The sequence below is a fragment of the Nocardioides thalensis genome (assembly GCF_013410655.1).
GTDB lineage: Bacteria > Actinomycetota > Actinomycetes > Propionibacteriales > Nocardioidaceae > Nocardioides > Nocardioides thalensis.
In genome coordinates this window covers 3,063,369-3,085,127 of sequence record NZ_JACCFP010000001.1, presented here as the reverse complement: position 1 = coordinate 3,085,127, position 21,759 = coordinate 3,063,369, and the positions used below count along the sequence as shown (strand labels likewise).

Genomic DNA, 21,759 nt, shown 5'->3' with positions numbered 1-21,759 from the left:
CGTCACTCGAACCAGATGTCGCTGGTCACCAGTGCGACCAGGTCGTCGTGGCCGAGGAGCGGCGTGTCCCGGTCGGGGTCGCCGGGCTGGGTCGAGCTGACGGTGATCCACCAGTGGTCGGTCGTCACGATGTCCGCCCATGTGTGGAGCTCGCCCAGCTCCTCGCCGGGACTGGCGTAGTCGTTCGTCGACACCCAGGAACCGTCTGCGAGCTGCGTGCAGGTCGGGAAGGGTTGCGGCCGCGTGCAGTGCGGCGCGTGGCGGTTGGCCCAGCAGGCCTCCGACTGCGCGCACGTGAAGTACTCGTGATCGGTACGCCACGCGCTGCAGGCACGGAAGACGGGGTCGTTCATCTGCGCGTTGGTGGGGGAGCCCTCGGTGAGCATCGCCCGGGTGCACCCCTCGGGCCGGGGCCCGGGATCGGGGACCGAGTCGGCCGGCGGCGGGGTGTCGTCGTAGAGCTCGGCCACCACCACGGCGTCCTCGAGCGTGAGCTCGACCGTTGCTGGTCCATCCTCGACGGGCTCGGCCACGCTGACGTCGGTCACCTCGCCCTCCGGCAGCACCGCGGCCAGCCGGTCGCGGATCACGTCCAGGGACGCGAGGTCGCGCTGCCCCGCGGCGGGCGCCGTCGCGACGGTGAGGTCCTCGGCGATCGTCGGCTCGGAGCCGCTCGGGAGGAGCGTCACGCCTGCCGCAAGCGCCGTAGCGACCGCGGCCGCCGTACCGAGACTGAGCGCCACCCGGCGGCGTCGTAGTGAGCTCCGACCCCGGGCCACGCCTGCGGCCAGCAGGCGCTCCACGTCGGGCGCCAGGTCCTCGGTCGACCGCTCCAGCAGGGCGGTGAGGTCGTGCTCGTTCATTGCAACGCTCCGTCCCGCATCCGCGCCAGCGCGCGCATGCTCCGGTTCCGAACCGCCCCGGGAGAGAGACCGAGCAGCTTCGCGACGTCTTCGACGGACAGGTCGTCGAGGTAGCGCAGCACCAGGACCGCCCGGTCCAACGGGGAAAGCCCGGCCAGCGCGGCGTGCAGGCTCACCCGCACGTCCGAGCTTTCGGCGTGGTCGATCGACACGCGGTCGGGCAGGTCGTCCGACGGCCTCTCGGTGCTGCTTCGGCGCCGGCGCTCACTGATGAAGGTGCGCGTCAGCACGGTCTGGGCGTACGCCGCCGGGTTGTCGAGGCGTGGCCCGAGCCGCCGGTGCATCCGCACGTAGACCTTCGCGAGCGTCTCCTGGACGAGATCCTCCGCCTCGGTCCGGTGGCCGCAGAGCAGCCACGCCGACCGGTAGAGGTGAGGGGTCCGCGCACGCGCGAACTCCTCGAAGTCGTCAGGCACAGGCTCGATCATGTCTCTCCGGGGTGTAGGTGACACCCCGTATGACGCAACGGGCGCCTCGCCGTGTCACACCTGAGTTCGGGAACTCGGTTGACCGCCGCCCGGGCGGCGCCTGTCATGGGACGGTGACGCCGCGGAAGGTGGTCCTCGTCGAGGGCAACAGCGACCGGGTCGCGCTGCTGACCCTCGCCGCGCGACGGGGTCGCGACCTCGCCGCCGAGGGTGTCGAGGTGGTCAGCATGGGCGGCGTCACCAACACCCGCTCGTTCGCGCTGCGCTATGGGCCCGACGGCCTCGGCGTCCCGCTGGCCGGGCTCTACGACGCCCCCGACGAGGCCAAGGTGCGCGGCGGGCTGTCGGCCGCAGGGCTTCCGGTCTCCGCCGACCCTGGCGGCCTGGCCGAGCTCGGGTTCTTCGCGTGCGTCGCCGACCTCGAGGACGAGCTCATCCGCGCGCTCGGCCTCGACGGCGTGGACGAGGTCATCGCCCGTGCCGGCGAGCGACGGTCGCTCGCGCTGCTCGCGGGCATGCCGGCCCAGCGCGGCTGGACCCGGCTCGCGGTCGTCCGGCGGTTCCTGGGCAGCCAGGGCGGTCGCAAAGCGCGGTACGCCGCTCTCTTCGTCGACGCGCTGGAGGACCATCGGGTGCCGGCGCCGCTGGCGGCGGTGCTGGATCGGGTGTGACACCGTGTGCACGCGTCGACAGTCTGCATGTTCTCGAGAGATCGGAGTGAGTGCTTTGGCCACGCAAGAGGACTACGGCTGGGTTCATGACGTCCTGTTCGAAGCGGCCTGCGTGACAGCGGTGGCCGGCGGGACGCGGGACGGTGTGCTGGCCGCCTTCGGCGCCGACGGGTCCGTCGAGGTCCCCGTCGAAGACGCGTTCGCAGACGAGGCTGATTACGTGTCGGTCGCCGAGGTGCCCGGCGGTGCGATCGCGGTTGAGCACAACGGGTTCCGTGGGTCGCTTCCCGAGGTGCTGGTCCGGGTGGCCGGCGGGGGCGTCACAGCGAGCATGTTCTGGAACGTCAACGACCTCACCGCGTTCAGCTGCGTGCGAGACGGTGTCGTGGTTGCCACCGTTGACATGTACGACGCGGACCAGGCGGACAACGTGGACCTGCCCGACGAGCTCCGCGAGCTCTTCGCGTCGGCGGATCGGGACGACGCCGACCTGCACGCGACCGGCATGGCGATGGTCGAGACGTTCACCGGAGTCAAGGTGCCCGCGGACGTCGTCGAATCCATGACGACCGCCCACCCGATCGGTTGACGATGTCCCCGCCGAACGCGGGGTTCGGCGGGGTTCAGGGCGTGGTCGCTACTCGTCGGGCGGGTCGACCGAGTCGGTCGTGGTGGTGCCGGGGCAGGGACGGGTGTCGAGGGCGTAGGTGCCGCCGGGGGTGACCAGCCACTGTTCACCGGTGCGGCCGCGCCAGAAGTAGACGCCGGGGGCGAGGACCCAGTAGGCCCAGCCGTGCCTATGGGTCTTCAACCGGTGGTGGCCGCGGCAGACCGGCGCCAGGTTGCAAGGGCACGTCACGTCGCCCTTGGCATGGGGGGTTACGTGGTCGAGATCGCAGGCCTCGGCGGGACGAGTGCAGTGCGGGTAGACGCACGTCTGGTCCCGGAGCAGGACCTGGCGGGCTTGGCGTTCGGCGATCTCGTAGGCGCCGGTGGGTTCGTGGCCGGCGACGTCGAGGACGGGCCGGACGATGATGGTGCCCGCAGCGGCGCACCATTCGCGGATCTGTTCCGCGGTCACCGGGGTGTGGGTGTTGTCGAGTCGGCCCACGGCGCCGGCGGGGTTGACGCCTTCGACGGCGGCCTGGGAGAGGTGCACGGTGAGGTCCACGGTCCGCCCGCGCGGGGTGTGCGGACGCAGGCCGGTCTCCTCGACCACCGGGTCGGTGGGGTCGGTGAGGTAGTTGAGGGTGAGGTCGCAGCGGGCCATCTCGCCGAAGGCCATGGCGCGGCGCACGTCGAGGGGTTCGGTGCAGCCGAGCTCGGCGAGCTCGCGGGCGCGGTGGCGCAGCGCTTGTTCGGCGTCGAGGGCATCGGTGAGGTCGACCTCGCCGTGCAGGGGGACGGTGCTGTCGGTGCCGGCGCGGTCGAAGTCGATGTCGAAGTGCCGGGTCTCCGCGGCCGCGGCGCGTCTGGCTTCGGCGAGGTCGGGGTCGAAGCGGGTGATGGCTTCGTCGATGAGGCGTTCGACCTGGGCCCAGGAACAGGTCGCAGCGAACCTCGCCAGATGCTGGTCCACGAACGCGACGGCCTCCACGCCGAGGTCGCGGGTGCAGTCGGCGATCCGCAGGCCCTTCCACACCGGCACGTATCCGTCCAGGACGCCGGCCCAGACCTGGGGGAGGCGGTGGGAGAGCTCCACGACCTGCCCGACGTAGTTGCGGACCGAGTCGATGCCGCGGGCGAGGATGGCGCCGAGCTCGAGGACGGCGAAGTCGGAGATCAACGGCGCGCCCTCACCCGCCAAGGGGAGCCCGGTGTCCAGACCGCGTTCGGTGAGCGTGGAGGCGTCCTCCGGCACGGCGACGGTGTGCTGCATGGCCCATTCGGCGATGTCGCGGACCTCGCCGAGCTGTTGGTCGGTGATGATCCTCCGGCGCTGTGCGATTCCTTTCAGCAGTTCGTCGGCGCGGGAGAGCGGGGCCTCGGTCAACGGCGCGTCGACGGTGCCGGCCGGGGGTGCGGCCGGGAGGTCGAAGAGGGGTGCCATCCCGAGATCCATGACCCCTATTGAACTACCGGGGACCGACACAACCAGACGCCGGAAACCCGCTTGTGGACAGGGGATTCTCGATCATTGCCTGTGGACGGGAAGTGGGTCTCGATACGCCCGCGCGCTAGCGCGCACGGGCTACTCGACCACCCTGAACACGGCTCCTCGACCACCCAGGACACGGCTCCTCGACCACCCTGGATCGGTGGTTTCGAGGCTCGGCCGTGGCCGGCCTCGCACCTCAACCACCGACTGCCGTGTCCGTCGTACCGCAACCACAGAACGACGACCCGAAGCAACCCGAAGCCGACGCAGTAGAGCAACCAAGCACCGCGACCGAAGCGGCGCGCAACCACGTAAATCTGGAATCCCTGGCAGCGGAGGGGTCTCGTGACGGCCGTGGACGGCCTCCTCGACCACCGGGAAGGGGTCTCGTGACGGCCGTGGCCGGCCTCCTCGATCCCCTGGTCGACCGAGGCCTACTCGGGTTGCTGGGTGTCGGTGCGGATGCCCTGGGTGCGCTGACGGACGGCTTCGACGTCGGCACCCTGGTGGAAGCGGTAGCGATCCGTGCCGGCGAAACAGAGCGCGAAGAGGCCAAGGACGATGACGCCGACGATGATCCAGAAGAACATGGGTGCCTCCAGTGGCTTGAGTGGTGAATCTACCCGCGCCCTGGCCGCGCCAACCACGACTTTCAGGCGGATGGCATCCTCACGCCCATGATGCGCCGCGAGCTCCAGGACGTCCCCGGCGTCCGGTTGGTCCCTGACCGGGCGACCGGAGTCGGGGCGCTGGTCCTCGCCGGCTCCAGCGGCCGGGTGGACGAGGAGCGGGCCGCTCTGCTGGCGCGCCACGGTGCGCTGGCCGAGTCGGTCCAGTGGTTCGGTGGGCCGGGACAGCACGACGGGCCGTGGGAGATCGCGCTGGAGCTGTTCCTCGGGCGCGTCGACGACCTTGCCGAGGACTGCGACCGGGTCGTGGTGCTGGGCACCTCGTTCGGCGCGGAGGCGGCCCTGCTGACCGGAGTGCACAGCGACCGGGTGTCGGCGGTGGTCGCGTTCGCGCCCTCCGACGTGGTGTGGACCGGGGTGACCGGCGACGGCCGGGCCACGTCGCACTGGACCCTCGGAAATGAGGCCCTCGCCTGCGTGCCGTTCGTCGACGACTGGGAGCCGGCCGGCGACCCGCCGGCGTACGTCGACTTCTACCGCGCGTGCCGGGCGCGGTTCCCGGAGAAAGCGGCCGAGGCGGCGATCCCGGTCGAGCGGATCCCCGAGGTCGTGACCGTCGCGGGCGGTGACGACCAGGTCTGGCCGGCGGTCGAGCACGCCGAGTCGATCGCGGTACGGCGCCGACGGCACGGCCTCGCCACCATCGTGGTCACCGACCCCGAAGCCGGCCATCGCACCGTGCTGCCGGGCGAGCCGGTCGTCGCCGCCGGGGCGCGGATGGCGCGCGGCGGGACGGAGGAGGCCGATCGCCGCCTCGGCCGCGCGGCGTGGGGGCACATCCAGGCGCTGCTGTGACCGCTTAGCTGGCCTTGCGGGCGGCCGTCTTCTTGGTGGTCGACTTCTTCGCCGTCTTCTTCGAAGCAGCGGACTTCTTCGAGGCCGCCTTCTTGGCCGGCGCCTTCTTGGCAGCGGACTTCTTCGACGAGGACGACTTCTTCGCGGCGGGCTTCTTCTCCTCGGCCGGCGCCTCGCCGCGCGAGGTCTTGGCCGCGTCGACGGAGCGCTGGAGCGCGGCGAGCAGATCGACGACCTCGCCGCCGGTCTTCGTCGAGGTGGGCGTCCGCTGGATCTCGCCGCCCTCGATCTTGGCCTTCACCACGGCCTGCACGGCCTCGGCGTAGTCGTCCTCGAACTCGTCGGGGTCGAAGTCGCCGGCCAGGGTCTCGACGAGCATCTGCGCCATCTTGACCTCGGCGTCCTTGACCTCGCCGGTCTCGATGTTGAAGTCGGGCTTCCGGATCTCGTCGGGCCACATCATCGTCTGCATGACGATCACGTCGTCGCGCACCCGCAGGACCGCGGTCGTCGTCCGGTTGCGGATCGCGACGGTGACGACGGCCATCCGGTCGGCGTCGACGAGCGCCTGGCGCAGGAGGGCGTAGGGCTTGGCGCCGCTCGACTCCGGCTCGAGGTAGTAGCTCTTCTCGAAGAGCAGCGGGTCGATCTGCTCGCGCGGCACGAACTTCTCCACCGAGATCTCGCGCGACGACGACGTCGGCAGCTCGGCGAGGTCGTCGTCGGTGAGCACGACCATCTCGCCGTCCTCGGTCTCGAAGCCCTTGGCGATGTCGGCGTAGGGGACCTCCTCGCCGTCGATCGAGCAGACCCGCTGGTACTTGATGCGACCGCCGTCCTTGGCGTGGACCTGCCGGAACGACACGTCGTGGCTCTCCGTCGCGGAGTAGAGCTTCACCGGGACGCTCACCAGGCCGAAGGAGACGGCGCCCTTCCAGATCGCACGCATAGAGACGAGGGTACGCCGCCGAGGGGACATGATGGGCCGCGTGACCCTGCTCCCCATGCTCGCGACCGTCGGCAGCCACGTGCCGACGGGGGAGGGGTGGCTGCACGAGGTGAAGTGGGACGGCGTCCGCGCGCTGGCCACGCTCGCCGGCGGCGACGTCACCCTGACCAGCCGCAACGGCAACCGGATCACGGGTGCCTGGCCCGAGCTCGTGACCCCGCCCGACGGCCACGACGACCTCGTCGTCGACGGCGAGATCATCGCGCTCAACGAGCGCGGCGTGCCCGACTTCCGGGTGCTCGCGGAGCGGATCCACGTGCGCAAGGCCGCGCAGGTCGCACGGCTCGCCGAGCGGGTGCCGGCGACGTTCATGGTCTTCGACGTCCTGAGGTACGGCGGCCGCGACCTGACGCGGCTGCCGCTCACCGAGCGCCGCGAGGTGCTGGAAGGGCTGGAGCTGGGCCGGTGGCAGGTGCCGGCGACGTACGACGACGGGCCGATGCTGCACGACGCCACGAAGCAGCAGGGACTCGAGGGGATCGTGAGCAAGCGCAGCGACTCGCTCTACCGCCCGGGAGAGCGCACGTCACACTGGCTCAAGTTCGCGCACCGCCACCGCGCGTCGTACGTCGTGGGCGGGTGGCGCCCGCAGACCGGCACGTCCGACCGCCTCGCCGCGCTGCTGGTGGGGGAGCCGACCGCCGAGGGCCTGCTCTACCGCGGCCGCGTCGGCAGTGGCATCGGCGCCAAGCAGTCGCGGGCGCTCACCGAGCTGGTGGCCTCGCTCGGCCGCGCGACCAGCCCGTTCGCCGACGAGGTGCCGAAGGTCGACGCCGCCGGGACCCATTGGCTGGATCCCGTGCTCGTCGTCGACATCGAGACCCACGGCCACGGCTACGAGCGGCTGAGGCAGCCGTCCTTCCAGGGCGTGCGTTCCGATCTCTCACCCGACGACCTACGGTGGGGCCCGTGAGACGCCTCCTGCTCCTCGCCCTGGCCGGCCTGCTGCTGGGGGCGCTGCTCCCCGCGACACCGGCCTCCGCGGCGGCGAAGGACTGGCCCTGGCCGCTGCCCTGGCCCGACGTCGACGACGCGGCCGCGACCCAGCCGGCGGACGCGCCCGCCGCAGACCTGGCGTCCGGCGGCACCGTCCGCCTCGGTGGCGTGAAGGTCGAGCTGCGCGCCCGCACCCGGCAGGTGGTCACCTACAACCACCGCAGCGGCCACAGCGGGCGCATCTCGTTCTGGGTGAAGCGCAAGGGCACCTGGCACGAGCGGCTGAGCGCCACCGACGGCCGCATCGGGTACGGCGGGCTCGTCCCGCGCAAGGAGCGGCGCCAGGGGACAGGCACCACGCCGCTCGGCACGTTCGGGATGCCGTTCGCGTTCGGCATGCACCGCGAGCGCGACGCCTGGGACATCCGCTACCGCAAGGTCCGCAAGGGCGACTACTGGGTGCAGGACAACGCCTCCGACCACTACAACCGCTACCGCAACAAGAGCCAGGGCGGCTTCCGCTGGTGGCTCGACGGCGAGAACTCCTCCGAGCGGTTGCTCGACTACCGCGACCAGTACGAGTGGGCGATCGTCATGGACTTCAACTGGAACCAGGTGCGCTATCGCGGCTCCGGCATCTTCCTCCACGTCAACGGCTCCGGCGCGACCGCCGGCTGCGTGAGCGCGCCGCGGTGGTTCATCAAGCGCGTGATGAAGCACATCGACAAGGACAAGGGTCCGGTCATCGCGGTGGGCAGGTGACGCCTCCGGGCGAGGAGGTCCACGTCGACGTCGAGGGCCGCACGCTCAAGCTCTCCAACCTCGGCAAGGTCCTCTACCCGGCGACCGGCACCACCAAGGGCGAGGTGCTCGACTACTACGCGCGGATCGCGCCGGTGCTGCTGCCGCACCTCGCGGGCCGCCCGGTGACGCGCATCCGCTGGCCGCACGGGGTGCAGGACATGAGCTTCTTCGAGAAGAACGCCCCGGCCGGCACGCCGTCGTGGGTGCGCACGGCGAAGGTGCCGACGACTGGCTCGCGCGGCGAGAGCCGGTACGGCGACACGCTCGTCTTCCCTATCGTCGAGGACCTCGCGACGCTGATGTGGATGGCCAACCTGGCCGCGCTCGAGCTGCACGTGCACCAGTGGAGCGTCGACGAGGACGGCGACCCGGTCGGCGCCGACCGCGTCGTCATCGACCTCGACCCCGGCGAGCCGGCCGGTCTCCACGAGTGCTGCCAGGTGGCGCTGCTGGCGCGCGAGGCGCTCGACGAGCGCGGCCTCGCGGCGTACCCCGTGACCAGCGGCAGCAAGGGCCTCCACCTCTACGCGCCTCTCGACGAGCCGCTGCCGCCCGACGAGACGAGCGCGCTCGCCAAGGAGGTGGCCGAGGAGCTCCAGGAGGCGTACGGCGACCGCGTCACCGCGACGATGACGAAGGCCCGTCGGGCGGGGAAGGTGTTCTTCGACTGGTCGCAGAACGCGGGGTCGAAGACGACCGTCGCGCCGTACTCCCTGCGCGGCAAGGAGCGGCCGACAGTCGCGACGCCGCTGGGCTGGGACGAGGTCGAGGCGGGCGCCGAGGACGAGATGGAGCTCGGCCAGTTCTCGTTCACCGAGGTGCTCCAGCGCGTGGAGGAGTACGGCGACCTGTTCGCCGATGCCCTGCCCGGCTGACCGACGAGGCGGGGGACGTCAGGCGCCGCGGCGACGCAGCGAGTAGACGTCGAACTCCGCGACCTGGCCGGCGCCCTCGCTGACCGGGTCACCGGTGCCGGCGTCGAGCTCGTCGAGGGTGGCGTCGATGAGCAGCTGGAACTCCGGGGAGGGGTTGGTGACGCGCATCGGCGTCGGGGCGACCTTCCAGCCGTCGCGGCCGAGGTCGTTCATCAGCCTGACCAGGCTGGTGTTCTTCTCCGCGGCGAAGCCCTCGAACCCGTCGGCGGCCTCGATCAGGTAGACCGGCCGGGTGACCGCGAGCGCGACGTCGTCGTACAGCGGCACCCACAGGCGCGCGTACTCGTACGTCCGGTTCTTGCTCACATCATCAGTCTAGGCCGGTCCAGGCCCGGACTTGCGTTGCTTTTCGGTCACGCCGAGCGGAGCGGCCTCACTGCGACCGGGTCGACCACGTTGGCGAGGTCGAGTACGGCGCCGAGCACCGCGCCGTTGCCGACGATGGGCGGGGCGTCCACGACGTCGGCCACGATGCAGGTGACGTTGTCCCGGCTGCCGGCCTCGAGCGCCGCCTCGACGAGACGCGCGGTGGCCGTGCTGCGCGACGGGTCGCGCAGGATCTCGGCCAGGTCGTGGTCGGGCACCACGTCGGTGAGGCCGTCGCTGCACAGGAGCAGCCGGTCGCCGGCGCGCAGGTCGAGCCAGAGCAGGTCGGGCGTCGGCTCCGTCTGCGCGTCGAGCGCCTGGAGGACGACGTTCCGGTACGGCGAGGCCGCTGCCTCCGCGGTGGTGAGCCGCCCGGAGTCGACCATCGCCTGCACCATCGTGTGGTCGTGGCTGAGCTGGGTCAGCCCGCCGTCGCGGAACAGGTAGGCGCGGGAGTCGCCGAGATGGGCGAGGCCGAACCGGAGGCCGTCGGTGAGGACGGCGGTCAACGTCGTCGCCATGCCGGTGCGCGCGGGAACGGCCTCGACGCCGGCGGCGATCTGCGCATGGGATTCGCCGACCGCCCGCTGCAGCACGCGGAGCGGGTCGTAGCCCGGGTGCGCGAGCGCGCGGGCGCTGACGACGTACGACGTCGTGGCCGCCGCGACCTCACCGGCCGCGGCCCCGCCGACGCCGTCAGCGACGCAGAGCAGGTAGGGCCCGGCGAAGCCCGCGTCCTCGTTGTGGTCGCGCACGCGACCGGTGTCGCTCAGCGCGTCGTAGCGGAACTGCAGCATCGGGAACCACCCCTCTCGGGGCCATGCTGCCCCGCGTGCCTGTGAAACGGCTAGGTGCGGGCGAAGAGTTCCCTCAGGAGCTCAGGACCTGAAGCCGACCTGGCCGCTGACCGAGCGGCCGATCTCGACGTACGCCAGCTTGGCGGTCGGGACGACGATGACCTTGCCCTTGGCGTCGGTCAGGGAGAAGACGGCGGAGTCGTCGCCAGCGCCGAGCGCCTCGCGCAGTGCCGCGGTGATGTCCTCGGTCGACTGGTTGCTCTCGACGACGAGCTCGCGGGAGGCGTTCTGCACGCCGATCTTGACCTCGACGGTCATGTTCTCTCCTTGGTCACTGCACAGACGGGACGGTGGGAACGTTAGTCGGTGAGTGGGTAACCCCGGATGCCGCGCCACGCCAGGCCGGAGACGAGCGCCACGGCCTGCTCGCGGTCGAGCCCACCACCCTCGGTGAGCCAGAACCGGGCGCTGACCTGTGCCATTCCCACTAGCGAGACGGCCAGCAGCTTCGACGCGTCGGCGGGGAGGCCGGTGTCCTCGCCGATCACGGCCGCGATCATCTCGGCGCACTCGATGGTGACCCGCTCCACGTGGGCCCGCACCTCGGGCTCGTTGGTGAGGTCGGACTCGAAGACCAGCCGGAACGCGCCGGTGTCGTGGGCGACGTACCCGAAGAACGCGTCGATCGCCGCGGCGACCCGCTGCTTGTTGTCGTGAGTCGACTCCAGCGCCGCACGACAGTTGGCGATCATCGTGTCGCACGACGCGTCGAGGAGCGCGAGGTAGAGCTCGAGCTTGCCGGGGAAGTGCTGGTAGAGCACGGGCTTGGACACGCCGGCGCGCTCGGCGATGTCGTCCATCGCGGCGGAGTGGTAGCCCTGCGCGACGAACACCTCGAGCGCGGCGCTCATCAGCTGGGCCCGGCGCTCGCGGCGGGGCAGCCGCACGCCACGGGGGCGGTCGTCCACGTCGTACGACTCGGTCACCACTGGACCCTCCTGATCAAGCGCGTGCTACCCACGGGTAATGCGACGGTGAGCCTACTCCGTGCGACTTCGGGTCCGGATGACGGGACGTGGCGCGGTCGCCTTGGGCCCGCGGGCGACCATGGATGTTCCCGAGGGAACACCGGACGCAGCGTGCGTGTTGTGCGGTGCGTCTGCGTCAAGAGTCCGAACAGGAGCTATCCGTGAGTTTTCCCGCGCTGGTCGAGCCGGCCGACGAGCTGACCATCGACGAGGTACGTCGCTACAGCCGCCACCTGATCATCCCCGACGTGGGCATGACCGGGCAGAAGCGGCTCAAGAACGCCAAGGTGCTGGTCATCGGCGCGGGCGGCCTCGGCAGCCCGGCCCTGATGTACCTCGCGGCGGCGGGCGTCGGCACCATCGGCATCGTCGAGTTCGACGAGGTCGACGAGTCCAACCTCCAGCGCCAGATCATCCACGGCCAGTCCGACATCGGCCGCCCGAAGGCCGTCTCGGCCCAGGAGTCGGTCGCCGAGATCAACCCCTACGTGAACGTGATCGTCCACGGCGAGCGCCTCGACAACGACAACGTGTTCGAGGTCTTCGAGGGCTACGACCTGATCGTCGACGGCACCGACAACTTCGCGACGCGCTACATGGTCAACGACGCGGCGTACCTGCTCGGGATCCCTTACGTGTGGGGCTCGATCTACCGCTTCGACGGCCAGGCATCGGTGTTCGCGCCGAAGCAGGTCGAGGGCGCGCCCTGCTACCGCTGCCTCTACCCCGAGCCCCCGCCGCCGGGCATGGTCCCGAGCTGCGCCGAGGGCGGCGTGCTCGGCGTCCTGTGCGCCTCGATCGGCTCGATCCAGGTCAACGAGGCCATCAAGCTGCTGACCGGCATCGGCGAGCCGCTCGTCGGCAAGCTGATGATCTACGACGCCCTCGAGATGGAGTACCGCAAGCTCAAGGTCCGCAAGGACCCCAACTGCGCGCTGTGCGGCGAGAACCCGACCGTCGACGCGCTCATCGACTACGAGTTCTTCTGCGGCGCCGTCTCCGACGAGGCGGCCGAGGCCGCGGCCGACTCGACGATCTCCGTGGTCCAGCTCGAGCACCTGCTCAAGGAGCGCGAGGAGGGCACCCGCGACTTCGTGCTCATCGACGTGCGCGAGCCCAACGAGTACGAGATCAACAAGATCCCCGGCTCCGTGCTGATCCCGAAGGGCGAGTTCCTCAACGGCAACGCGCTCGCGCAGCTGCCGGCGGTCGACTCGGGCAAGCAGGTGATCATGCACTGCAAGTCCGGCGTCCGGTCCGCCGAGACGCTCGCGATCGTGAAGGGTGCGGGCTACGACGACGCGGTCCACGTGGGTGGCGGCGTCGTGGCGTGGGTCAACCAGATCGACCCGTCGCAGCCGTCGTACTGAACCTCCCCGGTAACTGCGACACGGCATCGCCGTAACCGCGACAGCGGTTCGTCGTTGTCCAGACCAGCAGACTTTCGGTCTTCGTTCGCACCGAGGGAGCACCTGAGGGCCCCGTCGCCGCCGCGACGGGGTCCTCGGCGTCTCCGGCAGGATGTCCTGCGTGGATGAGGCGTACGTCGAGCGGGTGCTCGAGACCGTGGAGCAGATCCCGCCCGGGCGGGTGACGACGTACGGCGCGATCGCGGCCGTCGTCGGGGGCGGCCCACGGCAGGTCGGGACGGTGATGGCCCACCACGGCGGGCCGGTGCCGTGGTGGCGCGTGGTGCGCGCCGACGGCACGCTGCCGCCGAGCCACGACGGCCGCGCCGAGGCGCACTACGAGGCCGAGGGGACCCCGCAGCGCGCCGACGGGCGGCTGATCATGCTCGAGGCGTTCTGGGACCCGGCGGATCCCGACTAGCGGTGGCTCAGCCCAGGGCCGCGACCGCGGCGTCGTAGTCGGGCTCGGTGGCGATCTCGGGCACGAGCTGGGTGTAGACGACCTTGCCGTCGGCGTCGATCACGAAGACCGAGCGGGCCAGCAGTCCCTCGAACTTGCCGTCGGTCAGGGACACGCCGTAGTCGTCGCCGAAGCTCGACCGGAAGCCGGAGGCCGCGACGACGTTCTCGACGCCTTCGGCGCCGCAGAACCGGGCCTGGGCGAACGGCAGGTCGTTGGAGACGCAGATGACCTGGGTGTTCTCCAGGCCGGCCGCGAGCTCGTTGAACTTCCGGACGCTCGCGGCGCAGACGCCGGTGTCGACGCTCGGGAAGACGTTGAGGACCGTGCGGGTGCCCGCGGGAAGCTTGACGGTGCTGAAGTCGCTGCCCACCAGCTCGAACGCCGGGGCGGCCGCGCCGACCTCCGGGAGCTCGCCGTTGGTGTGGACCTCGTTGCCGCCGAGTGCAGTGGTAGCCATGCGGTGAGGCTAGGGCATGGCTCCCAAGTCCCCGCCTGCTGCGCGACGTTTCCGACTCGACCTGGCTGTGTTGCCGTCGCTCGACGTGCGATCGAGCACGCCAGCGCTCCGGCGCCTTGCCAGCTCGGCCGCAAACGTCGCTCGCGACGGCGCTGACCTGGGAGCCATGCCCTAGCGAAGCCGTCCGAGGAGTCCGGCGGCCGTCCGGATCTCCAGCAGGCGGCGCTCCCAGGTGATGCCGACGACCACGAGCAGCGCGCCGCCCAGACCGATCCACACCCACGCGGGCGCGTCACCGGCGTACGGCCCGAGCTCGCGGAGCACCACGGTGGCGCCCACCGCGGCCCCGACGACCAGCGGCGCGCTCCAGCGGAGCGCGGCACCGGCGACGGTCATCAGGACGGCGCCGAGGCCGAGCAGCACCGCGCGCAGCGAGGCCGGGTCGTCCAGCACCCACAGCAGCGAGGGGAGCGTGGCCAGCAGCAGGCCGGGCGTCAGCATCGTCGCGGTCGAGGCGTCGGGGTCGCGGCGGAGCCCGATCAGGCCGATGACGGTCAGGATCGCTGCCAGCGGCAGCGTGTAGGCCTCGGGCTCGCGGACGCCGAGATCGCCGAGGCGCACCCACGTCGCGAGCAGCAGGATCGCGCCGCCGGCCCATGCCGCGTGGCGCCGCGACTCGTGGATCACCGCGGTGGCCGAGACCAGGAAGCCCAGCACGGTCAGGTGCAGCGCGAGCGAGGAGGCGGTGTCGGGAGCCGCGTTGATCGCGAGCAGGCCCCCCAGCAGGCCGGCCAGGAGTGCGGGCTGCTCGACCTCGTGACGGGGCCGGGCGATGGCGAGCACGCCGAGCGCCAGCAGCAGCGGGACCCCGCGCCACGTGGTGTCCAGGTCCGCGGCGGCGGTGGCGGACCAGACGAGCAGCGCGAGGCTCGGGCCGAGGCAGGAGCCGCCGACGGCCCGGAGCGCCGGGACGCCCGCCCGGAGGTGGAGCGCCGCGGCGACCACCAACGCGACCGCGGAGGCAGCGACGGTCAGGCCCGACCACGGGAGACCCAGTACGACGGCGGTGCCGCCGACGACCATGCCGAGGGCGGCGACGCCGAGCTGGGCGCCGTCGTCCAGCGCCAGCGCGACGGTGGCGGCGCCCGCCGCCGTCACGAGCAGGACCGCGATCGCGGCAGCGACGGGCACGTCGTACGACGCGACGGTCACGGCCGCGGTCACCCCGGCGACGACGCCCGCGACCGCGGCCCAGGCGATCCAGGTCGACCGCGCCCGGTCCCTGGTGCCGGACACCAGCAGGGCGGCGATCGCGACGACGACCAGGGCCGACGGCACGGTCAGCAGCGGCTCGGTCGCGGGCTCCGTGCCGGTGAAGCGGCCGGCGGCCCGCAAGCGGTCGGACGAGACGACCTCCATCCAGCGGCCGAGCGCGATGCTCGTGGTCACGAGGACGAGGCCGCCGAGGATCACGCCGCCGATCACGGCCGGGGCGACGGCGACCGGCCGCAGCAGGGCCGGGAGGAACGCCAGCGCGAGGGTCCACCCGAGGGTGATCAGCAGGGCCACCAGGCCGACGGTCTCGACCGGCGTGTCGATGCACGGGACGGCCAGGGCGGCGGTCACGACCAGGGCGGCGACCGAGCCGCCCCACTGGATCAGCGCCCGGTGGCGCAGGACGACGCCGGGCACCACGGCGGCGGCCGCGGTCGCGAGCAGCGACCAGCCGGAGCCGTCGAGCCACAGCTGCTCGACGGACGGGGTGTCGAGCGCCTCGCCGAGGGCGACCAGCCCGCCGAACGCCCAGGCGATTCCGGCCGGAGCGGCGAGGCTTCCCGCGAGCACCCCGAGGCCGGCGCGGCGCGCGGCCAGCGTCCCGGCGACGCCGAGGACGACCGCGAGGTGGCTGGTCAGGAGCGGGTGGCCGATCGTCTCGAGCGCGCCGCAGTAGGCGACGAGGAGGCCGAGGCCCGCGATCAGCTGGGGTGCGACCAGCCGCGGCCGTCCGGCGAGGCGGAGGGCGCCGACGGCGGTGCCGGCGACGAGGAGAGCGACACCCGACGCCAAGGCGATCGCTCCGTCCGACAGCTCGCCGAACCAGCCCGCGTTGCCCGCACCGACCACGTCGAGCGCGAGCATCCCGAGGCCGACGACGACGAGGGACTCGCCGGCGATCCGCAGGCCGAGTCGGTGCAGCAGAAGCGCGGCACCGCCCGAGAGGGCGGTGAACGCGAGCAGCACCGCCGTACGGCCGCCGACGCCGAGGTGCGACCACGACACGGCCAGGAACGTGACCGCGGCGACCAGGAGGAAGAACGCGCCGAGCCCGAGCAGGATCTTGGGCACCGACGCCCAGGCGACGCCCGTACGACGCGCCGGCGCGGACTGCGGGAGCGGCGGCGGAGGGACCGGTGCCGGCGGGACCGCGGGCGGTGCGGGCGGTGCGCCCACCGCGACCGGGACCCGGCTCTCCTGCTGGAGTCGCGCGAGCAGCACGTCGGCGCGCCTGAGCGTGGAGAACAGCTCCGTCGCGAGCGGATGACGAACCTGGAGCCCGCAGGACGGGCAGGCCGGGACGGCGTGGGGCAGGTCCGAGCGGCAGTCGGGGCACAGGGACGGGTCGGCGTAGCGCATGCATCCATTCCGTCAGTCGCAGCGCCGACCGGACACAGCGCGACGACTCAGGCGACCTGAGTAGACGTACTCAACCGCGCGGCCCGTCCACAGCCCTACCCACAGATCTGTGGACGACGGGACGCGCTTCTGTGGACGCGCGCCGGAGTGTTGTGGACGACACGCCGGAAACCCGAAACCCATGGAAAAACCTGGGATGAACCCCTTGCGCGGCCCGGACGGCCGGGCATAGAACTACTCCCACGCACTCCTCCGGGAGAGCGGGATCAACCGGAAGACGCAAGATCCGTACGGCTGGTCGCTCCGCAAGGAGTGCCGCCGCGTGGGCCGGGTGGCGAGGCCCATGGGATCGAGAGAGCCGGTGGATCGATCGGGAGCGTCACCAGTACCGATCACCTGAGAGGCGCTTGTTGCTCATACCAACAAGCGCCTCTCTCCTTTTTTCCGGCAGACTGGCCGGTTGCGGACATTCGTCCGTTCGGAACGGTCCAGTCGGTGAGTTCTTCCGCCAGCTCACTGTCGCGCGGCGCCTTCGTCTGACAATCTGCGCTCGAGGCCGCCACGTGCTCATCCCCATGCCGAACGACTCGGGAGCTTCCGTGAACCTGGTTCCACGCCTATCGGTGATCGCCGCCTCGGCCGCGCTCGCCACCCTCACCATGGTCGGCCTCGCGCCGACAGCCACCGCAGCCGAGGACGACGGTCGCGGCCGCGAGGCCGACACCAGCGCCACCCGGCCGCTGCCGCCGGACGCCCGGATCGACGAGCGCGGCGTCGCGCCGGAGCTCGCCGGGCCCAGCGCCGCGCTGGAGATGCCGGCGTCCTATCCGCACGAGCCGCAGCTCACCGTCTACCAGGACAACCCGGGGGACGCCTCCGACACCGGCGGGCTTCTCGGCCACGACGACCTCGCGCCGATGTTGATGGACCTGATGGAGACCAGCAACCGGCTCTCGGTCCAGGTCGTCGGCCAGTCCACCAGCGGCCGGGACCTCTACCTCGCGACGGTCACCGCCCCCGAGACCGCCGCGCAGACCGCCCAGCAGACCGCGTGGCGCGAGCTGATCAAGGAGGACCCCGAGGCGGCCGCTGCTGACGAGGAGCTGCAGGCCGGCTACAAGACGCCGATCTGGATCAGCGCCAACATCCACGGCAACGAGTGGGAGGGCACCGACGCCGCGATGGCGACGATCGAGGACCTCGTCACGGCGCCGTGGAACGAGGTGAGCGCCCTGCTGCGCGAGCACCGGATCTACTTCTCGCTGAGCCTCAACCCCGACGGCCGGACGCTCGGCACCCGCGCGACGGCGCAGGGCCTCGACGCCAACCGCGACCTGATCACCAACACGACGCCGGAGACGCTGTCGTTCATCCGTACGGCTCACGCGATCCAGCCGCTCTACAGTGCCGACTTCCACGGCTACACCCGCGTGCTCCAGGTCGAGCCCGGCGGCCCGCCGCACGGCGAGAACTACGAGTACGACCTGTTCCTGCCCCAGGCCTACGCGATGGCGCTGGCGGTCGAGGAGGACGTCGTCGCGGCGGCCATCCCCGGCAACACCTACTTCAACGTCGAGAGCGGCGAGGTCGTGCCGGAGGTCACCGGGCCCGAGACCGCCCACATCAAGATCCCGTACCGCGACACCCCGTCCGGCTGGGACGACTACCCGCCGATCTTCACCGCGCAGTACGCCGCGTTCTTCGGTGCGTCGACGAGCACGGTCGAGCTGCCCAAGAGCCGTCCTAACAGCAACAGCCAGACCCCAGCCAACGCTGCGATCAACGTCGCCGTCGCCGAGCAGACGATGACGAGCATGATCGACTACTTCAACAGCGCCTCGGACGACTTCCTGGGCAACCAGATCGAGACCTTCCGACGCGGCGTGGCCGGCGAGGCCAAGGACTCACTCACGCTGGAGGAGATCGAGGCCGTGCCCGGCCCGGACCAGTGGAAGCCGCTGTGGGACGTCGCGGACAACCAGGACCCCGTAGTGGTCCCGCGCGCCTACGTCATCCCGGTCGGCGACGCCCAGCGCTCCCAGAGCGACGCGCGACGCCTGGTCGAGCAGCTGCTCCTGCACGACATCGAGGTCGGGACCCTCGACGCGGCGGCGACCATCGCAGGCAAGAGCTACCCCGCAGGGTCCTACGTCGTCGACATGCACCAGCCCCTGCGCGGCCTGGCGAACTCGCTGCTCGACCTCGGCACCGACATCTCCGACAAGGTGCCATCGATGTACGACATCTCGGCGTGGAGCTACAGCTACCTGTGGGGAGCGACGGTCGACAAGGCCGGCCTCACCGAGGAGGGTTCGCTGCCGGCGACCACCCCGGTCACGGCGCCGAAGCCGGCCGGCCCCGTGCCTGCACACGGCAAGCACCTGACGTTCGACCTCGCCGGCGTCGCGGACTACCAGGCCCTCAACCAGCTCCTGGAGGCGGGTGTCGAGGTGGCGATGCCGACCGACGGGAGCGCGATCGTCGGTCCGGACGACCGCGGCGAGCTCGCGGCGGTGGCCTCCGAGCTCGACATCGAGGTCGAGGCCGCGTCGGCCGCTGACCTCGCGGCGCTGACGGCCGAGGAAACGAGGTTCCTCAGCGACCTGACGGTGGCCTACGTCGGCAACCAGGACGACCGGCTCTCGCTCACCGAGCTCGGGTTCGACGACCTGGTCGCCGTCAACGCGGCGTCGGTGAACGCCGACCCCACGCTGGTGACCGGCGCCGACATCCTCTGGATCGGCGGGGCCTTCAGCGTCGACCAAACCGCACGGGACGCGATCCAGGCGTGGGTCGACGCAGGGCACTCGATCGTCGGCCGCACCCACCGCGCGTTCGAGGTCGCGGCGTCGTACGGCCTGGTCTCCGGCACCGTCGTGCCCGGCAACGGCGCCGGCAACGGCATCGTCGCGGTCGACACGCCGGCGGACTCGATCCTGGCGCCCTACGCGCAGGACCACTCCTTCATCTACCCGGCGTACTGGTTCACCGACCTGGGAGCGAGCACCACGGCCGCCCAGACCTACGACGCCGAGGACCCGTTCCTCGCCGGGCACTGGCGCGCGGGAGACGCGGGCACGGACGGTCCCGCCAGCGCCGCAGGAAAGGCGTCGGTGGTCGTCGGCGAGGCGGAGTCGGGGGCGAAGGCCGTCGTGTTCGGCACGTCGGTCTTCTTCCGCACGCACCCGAAGGGTGGCCTGAGCCAAGCCGCGCGCGCCCTGTTCTGGGCCGGCCCCGAGGGCGACGTGGTCAAGGTCCCGTCGACCACGACGCTGAAGGCCAGGAAGGTCGCGCCCCGCAAGGTGCGGCTGACCGTGAAGGTCACCGTGCCGGGGGTGAGCGGCGACTTCCGGGTCGTCGTCACGGACAAGGGCGAGGTGCTCCGGCGGATCACGGTCCCCGAGTCAGGCGTCGCCTCGGTCACGGTGAAGCTCCCGCGGGGCACGCACCGGCTGAAGGCATCGCTGCCCGCTGGCGACCAGTACCTGGGCAGCACGTCCGAGGTGGCGGTCGTCAGGATCCGCTGACCGTACCGGTCACCTGAGAGGCGCTTGTTGCTCATGCCAACAAGCGCCTCTCTCCCTTTTGCCCTCTGCGCTCAGCGCCCGGAGACGGTGAGCGTCGCGTGAGCGGCGTCCGAGCGGCCGAGCGTCTCGGCGATCGCCCGGGCCACCTGCCGGCGGGAGACCTTGAGGCCGTCGAACTCGTCGTTCGCGCTGACGCGCGCGGCCTCGGTCTCTTCGCCGTCGTGCAGCACGACCGGCCTGATCAGGGTCCAGTCGAGCCCGCTGCCGCGGACGACGTCCTCCTGCCGCTCGCTGTCCTCGACCTGCCGCTTGATGACGAAGCTCAGGAACACCTTCAGCGAGATCGGCAGGTTGCGATAGGTGTCGCCCAGGCCGTACATCGACTCCACCACGAGGCGCGTGACGCCCTGGCGCTGCATCGCGCCGACGACCTCGCGGGTCCCGTCCGAGCGCACCCGCAGAGGCGTCGACGCCCGGTGGAGCCACTGCACCTTGAGCGGGTTGTCGCTGATCCCGAGCGTGACCACCACGGCGTCCTGGCCGATCACCGCCTTCTCGACGTCGGCCGGCGACATCACGTCGCCGTCGACCCGGCGGACGGCCGCGTCGCCGTAGTCGGCCGCGGACGCCGTCCGCGCGAATGCCGTGACGTCGTGACCCGCCGCCGCCAGCTCCCGGACGACCTGGTTGCCGCTGCCCCTGCTCGCTCCTACCACCAGCACCTTCATGACCTGCTCCTCTCGGTTGGTTGATCCGTGGCACCAGCGTGACGGCGATTGCCTGGACGATCCATGCCATATCGACCGTGACTCTTGCTCATTCGTCCACGGTGGAGCAGGATGGCGGCGTGGACCCGATCGCGAGCGCCCTGGGCGACCTCGAGCTGCGCAGCGTCTTCTACAGCGCCTCCGACCTGAGCGCGCCGTGGGGCGTCGACATCCCGGCGATCCCCGGCACCGTGATCTTCCACCTGCTGACCGAGGGGGAGGCCGTGGTGCGGGTGGAGGGCGAGGACGTCGCGCTCCGGGCCGGGCAGCTGCTGCTGGTGCCGCACGGCACCGGCCACGCGATCGCGAGCGACGTCGACGCCGAGACCGCCCCGCTCTTCGACCTGCCCCGGATCGAGCTGACCGACCGCTACGAACGGATGAGCGTGCACGGCGGCGGCGCCCCCGCCTCGCTCGGGTGCGGCGCGGTCTGCTTCACCGACGCGGCCGTCGCCCGGCTCATGAGCTCGCTGCCGCCGTACCTCCTGGCCGGCGAGAGCGACTGGCTCCGCGCGACCATCGACGTGGTGCGCGAGGAGTCCGCCGCGGAGCGGCCCGGCGCCGAGGTGGTGACCGTGCGGCTCGCAGAGGTGCTCGTCGTCTATGCGATCCGCTCCTGGCTGGAGTCGACGACCCCGTCGCGGGGCTGGGTCGCCGCGCTGCGCGACCCGTACGTCGGCCGCGCGCTCGCGGCCGTCCACGACGAACCCGGTCGGCCCTGGACCCTGCCCGCGCTCGCCGCCGAGGCCGCGATGTCGCGATCGGCCTTCGCCGCGCGATTCACCGACCTCGTGGGCGAGCCGCCGATGGCCTACGTGACGTCGTGGCGGATGGACGTCGCGGGCCGACTGGTGCGCGAGGGCGAGCTGACGCTCGCGGCCGTCGCCGAGCGCGTCGGCTACCGGTCGGAGGCGGCGTTCAACCGCGCGTTCCGCGCCGCTCACGGCATGCCGCCGGGGCGCTACCGGCGCGAGCCGTTCCGGCTGCCCGTGATCGAGGACCTGGTGCCTGCCTGAATGTGTC

Annotated in this window: 22 protein-coding genes; 10 read left to right on the top strand and 12 right to left on the bottom strand. The window is 71.6% G+C overall.

Annotated features, from left to right (window positions below; translation table 11 throughout):
• Nucleotides 1–2: 2 nt before the first annotated feature.
• Both HNR19_RS15095 and HNR19_RS15090 read right to left on the bottom strand, forming a co-directional pair.
• Complete coding sequence (locus tag HNR19_RS15095; RefSeq protein WP_179668684.1) at nucleotides 3–863, bottom strand: hypothetical protein; 861 nt, start codon at nucleotides 861–863, stop codon at nucleotides 3–5.
• Nucleotides 860–1,339, bottom strand: a complete 480-nt coding sequence (locus HNR19_RS15090) for a SigE family RNA polymerase sigma factor (protein ID WP_343047204.1) — start codon at nucleotides 1,337–1,339, stop codon at nucleotides 860–862. The genes HNR19_RS15095 and HNR19_RS15090 overlap by 4 nt, the downstream gene beginning before the upstream one ends.
• A gap of 125 nt (nucleotides 1,340–1,464) precedes the next feature.
• Here HNR19_RS15090 and HNR19_RS23590 point away from each other — a divergent pair, with 125 nt between their 5' ends.
• Nucleotides 1,465–2,022, top strand: coding sequence for a TOPRIM nucleotidyl transferase/hydrolase domain-containing protein (locus HNR19_RS23590; protein WP_179668682.1), 558 nt, complete (start codon nucleotides 1,465–1,467; stop codon nucleotides 2,020–2,022).
• A gap of 4 nt (nucleotides 2,023–2,026) precedes the next feature.
• Nucleotides 2,027–2,611, top strand: a complete 585-nt coding sequence (locus HNR19_RS23585; protein WP_343047203.1) for a DUF6461 domain-containing protein — start codon at nucleotides 2,027–2,029, stop codon at nucleotides 2,609–2,611.
• Nucleotides 2,612–2,659: 48 nt separating this feature from the next.
• Here HNR19_RS23585 and HNR19_RS15075 read toward each other — a convergent pair whose 3' ends face one another.
• Both HNR19_RS15075 and HNR19_RS15070 read right to left on the bottom strand, forming a co-directional pair.
• A complete protein-coding gene (locus HNR19_RS15075; RefSeq protein WP_179668680.1) occupies nucleotides 2,660–4,072 on the bottom strand; it encodes an HNH endonuclease signature motif containing protein in 1,413 nt (470 codons plus the stop codon).
• A 482-nt stretch (nucleotides 4,073–4,554) separates the two neighbouring features.
• Nucleotides 4,555–4,710 (bottom strand): hypothetical protein, encoded by a 156-nt coding sequence (locus tag HNR19_RS15070; RefSeq protein WP_179668679.1) that lies wholly within the window; start codon nucleotides 4,708–4,710, stop codon nucleotides 4,555–4,557.
• An 87-nt stretch (nucleotides 4,711–4,797) separates the two neighbouring features.
• On the opposite strand from HNR19_RS15070, the gene HNR19_RS15065 reads away from it, so the two are divergent.
• Nucleotides 4,798–5,604, top strand: a complete 807-nt coding sequence (locus tag HNR19_RS15065) for an acyl-CoA thioester hydrolase/BAAT C-terminal domain-containing protein (protein ID WP_218910273.1) — start codon at nucleotides 4,798–4,800, stop codon at nucleotides 5,602–5,604.
• 4 nt (nucleotides 5,605–5,608) lie between these two features.
• Here the strand turns inward: HNR19_RS15065 and ku are convergent, their stop codons facing one another.
• Complete coding sequence (gene ku, locus HNR19_RS15060; RefSeq protein WP_179668678.1) at nucleotides 5,609–6,553, bottom strand: non-homologous end joining protein Ku; 945 nt, start codon at nucleotides 6,551–6,553, stop codon at nucleotides 5,609–5,611.
• A 40-nt stretch (nucleotides 6,554–6,593) separates the two neighbouring features.
• On the opposite strand from ku, the gene ligD (HNR19_RS15055) reads away from it, so the two are divergent.
• From ligD (HNR19_RS15055) to ligD (HNR19_RS15045), 3 genes are read left to right on the top strand one after another with little or no spacing between them, the layout of a single operon-like run.
• A complete protein-coding gene (gene ligD, locus HNR19_RS15055; RefSeq protein ID WP_343047202.1) occupies nucleotides 6,594–7,526 on the top strand; it encodes a non-homologous end-joining DNA ligase in 933 nt (310 codons plus the stop codon).
• The gene (locus HNR19_RS15050; protein ID WP_179668677.1) at nucleotides 7,523–8,311 is read left to right on the top strand and encodes a L,D-transpeptidase family protein; all 789 of its coding nucleotides are present in this window, start codon (nucleotides 7,523–7,525) and stop codon (nucleotides 8,309–8,311) included. The genes ligD (HNR19_RS15055) and HNR19_RS15050 overlap by 4 nt, the downstream gene beginning before the upstream one ends.
• Nucleotides 8,308–9,228, top strand: a complete 921-nt coding sequence (ligD, locus tag HNR19_RS15045) for a non-homologous end-joining DNA ligase (protein ID WP_179668676.1) — start codon at nucleotides 8,308–8,310, stop codon at nucleotides 9,226–9,228. Before HNR19_RS15050 ends, ligD (HNR19_RS15045) begins: the two co-directional genes overlap by 4 nt.
• 18 nt (nucleotides 9,229–9,246) lie before the next feature.
• Here ligD (HNR19_RS15045) and HNR19_RS15040 read toward each other — a convergent pair whose 3' ends face one another.
• From HNR19_RS15040 to HNR19_RS15025, 4 genes are all read right to left on the bottom strand, one after another.
• On the bottom strand, nucleotides 9,247–9,594 hold the full coding sequence (locus HNR19_RS15040; RefSeq protein ID WP_179668675.1) for a hypothetical protein: 348 nt from the start codon (nucleotides 9,592–9,594) through the stop codon (nucleotides 9,247–9,249).
• 47 nt (nucleotides 9,595–9,641) lie between these two features.
• The gene (locus HNR19_RS15035) at nucleotides 9,642–10,451 is read right to left on the bottom strand and encodes a PP2C family protein-serine/threonine phosphatase (protein ID WP_179668674.1); all 810 of its coding nucleotides are present in this window, start codon (nucleotides 10,449–10,451) and stop codon (nucleotides 9,642–9,644) included.
• 81 nt (nucleotides 10,452–10,532) lie between these two features.
• Complete coding sequence (locus HNR19_RS15030; RefSeq protein ID WP_179668673.1) at nucleotides 10,533–10,769, bottom strand: DUF3107 domain-containing protein; 237 nt, start codon at nucleotides 10,767–10,769, stop codon at nucleotides 10,533–10,535.
• 41 nt (nucleotides 10,770–10,810) lie between these two features.
• Nucleotides 10,811–11,362, bottom strand: a complete 552-nt coding sequence (locus HNR19_RS15025; protein ID WP_179670291.1) for a TetR/AcrR family transcriptional regulator — start codon at nucleotides 11,360–11,362, stop codon at nucleotides 10,811–10,813.
• Between the two features lie 278 nt (nucleotides 11,363–11,640).
• Here HNR19_RS15025 and moeZ point away from each other — a divergent pair, with 278 nt between their 5' ends.
• Nucleotides 11,641–12,849 (top strand): adenylyltransferase/sulfurtransferase MoeZ, encoded by a 1,209-nt coding sequence (gene moeZ / locus HNR19_RS15020; protein ID WP_179668672.1) that lies wholly within the window; start codon nucleotides 11,641–11,643, stop codon nucleotides 12,847–12,849.
• Nucleotides 12,850–13,000: 151 nt separating this feature from the next.
• Nucleotides 13,001–13,309, top strand: coding sequence for an MGMT family protein (locus HNR19_RS15015; protein WP_179668671.1), 309 nt, complete (start codon nucleotides 13,001–13,003; stop codon nucleotides 13,307–13,309).
• A gap of 7 nt (nucleotides 13,310–13,316) precedes the next feature.
• Here the strand turns inward: HNR19_RS15015 and tpx are convergent, their stop codons facing one another.
• On the bottom strand, nucleotides 13,317–13,808 hold the full coding sequence (gene tpx / locus HNR19_RS15010) for a thiol peroxidase (RefSeq protein WP_179668670.1): 492 nt from the start codon (nucleotides 13,806–13,808) through the stop codon (nucleotides 13,317–13,319).
• A 171-nt stretch (nucleotides 13,809–13,979) separates the two neighbouring features.
• The gene (locus tag HNR19_RS15005) at nucleotides 13,980–16,442 is read right to left on the bottom strand and encodes an SCO7613 C-terminal domain-containing membrane protein (RefSeq protein ID WP_179668669.1); all 2,463 of its coding nucleotides are present in this window, start codon (nucleotides 16,440–16,442) and stop codon (nucleotides 13,980–13,982) included.
• Nucleotides 16,443–17,041: 599 nt separating this feature from the next.
• Here HNR19_RS15005 and HNR19_RS15000 point away from each other — a divergent pair.
• A complete protein-coding gene (locus HNR19_RS15000; protein ID WP_218910270.1) occupies nucleotides 17,042–19,969 on the top strand; it encodes a M14 family zinc carboxypeptidase in 2,928 nt (975 codons plus the stop codon).
• Between the two features lie 71 nt (nucleotides 19,970–20,040).
• Here the strand turns inward: HNR19_RS15000 and HNR19_RS14995 are convergent, their stop codons facing one another.
• Nucleotides 20,041–20,697 (bottom strand): NAD(P)-dependent oxidoreductase, encoded by a 657-nt coding sequence (locus HNR19_RS14995; protein ID WP_179668668.1) that lies wholly within the window; start codon nucleotides 20,695–20,697, stop codon nucleotides 20,041–20,043.
• A 119-nt stretch (nucleotides 20,698–20,816) separates the two neighbouring features.
• Here HNR19_RS14995 and HNR19_RS14990 point away from each other — a divergent pair, with 119 nt between their 5' ends.
• On the top strand, nucleotides 20,817–21,752 hold the full coding sequence (locus tag HNR19_RS14990; protein ID WP_179668667.1) for a cupin domain-containing protein: 936 nt from the start codon (nucleotides 20,817–20,819) through the stop codon (nucleotides 21,750–21,752).
• The last annotated feature ends 7 nt before the right edge of the window (nucleotides 21,753–21,759 follow it).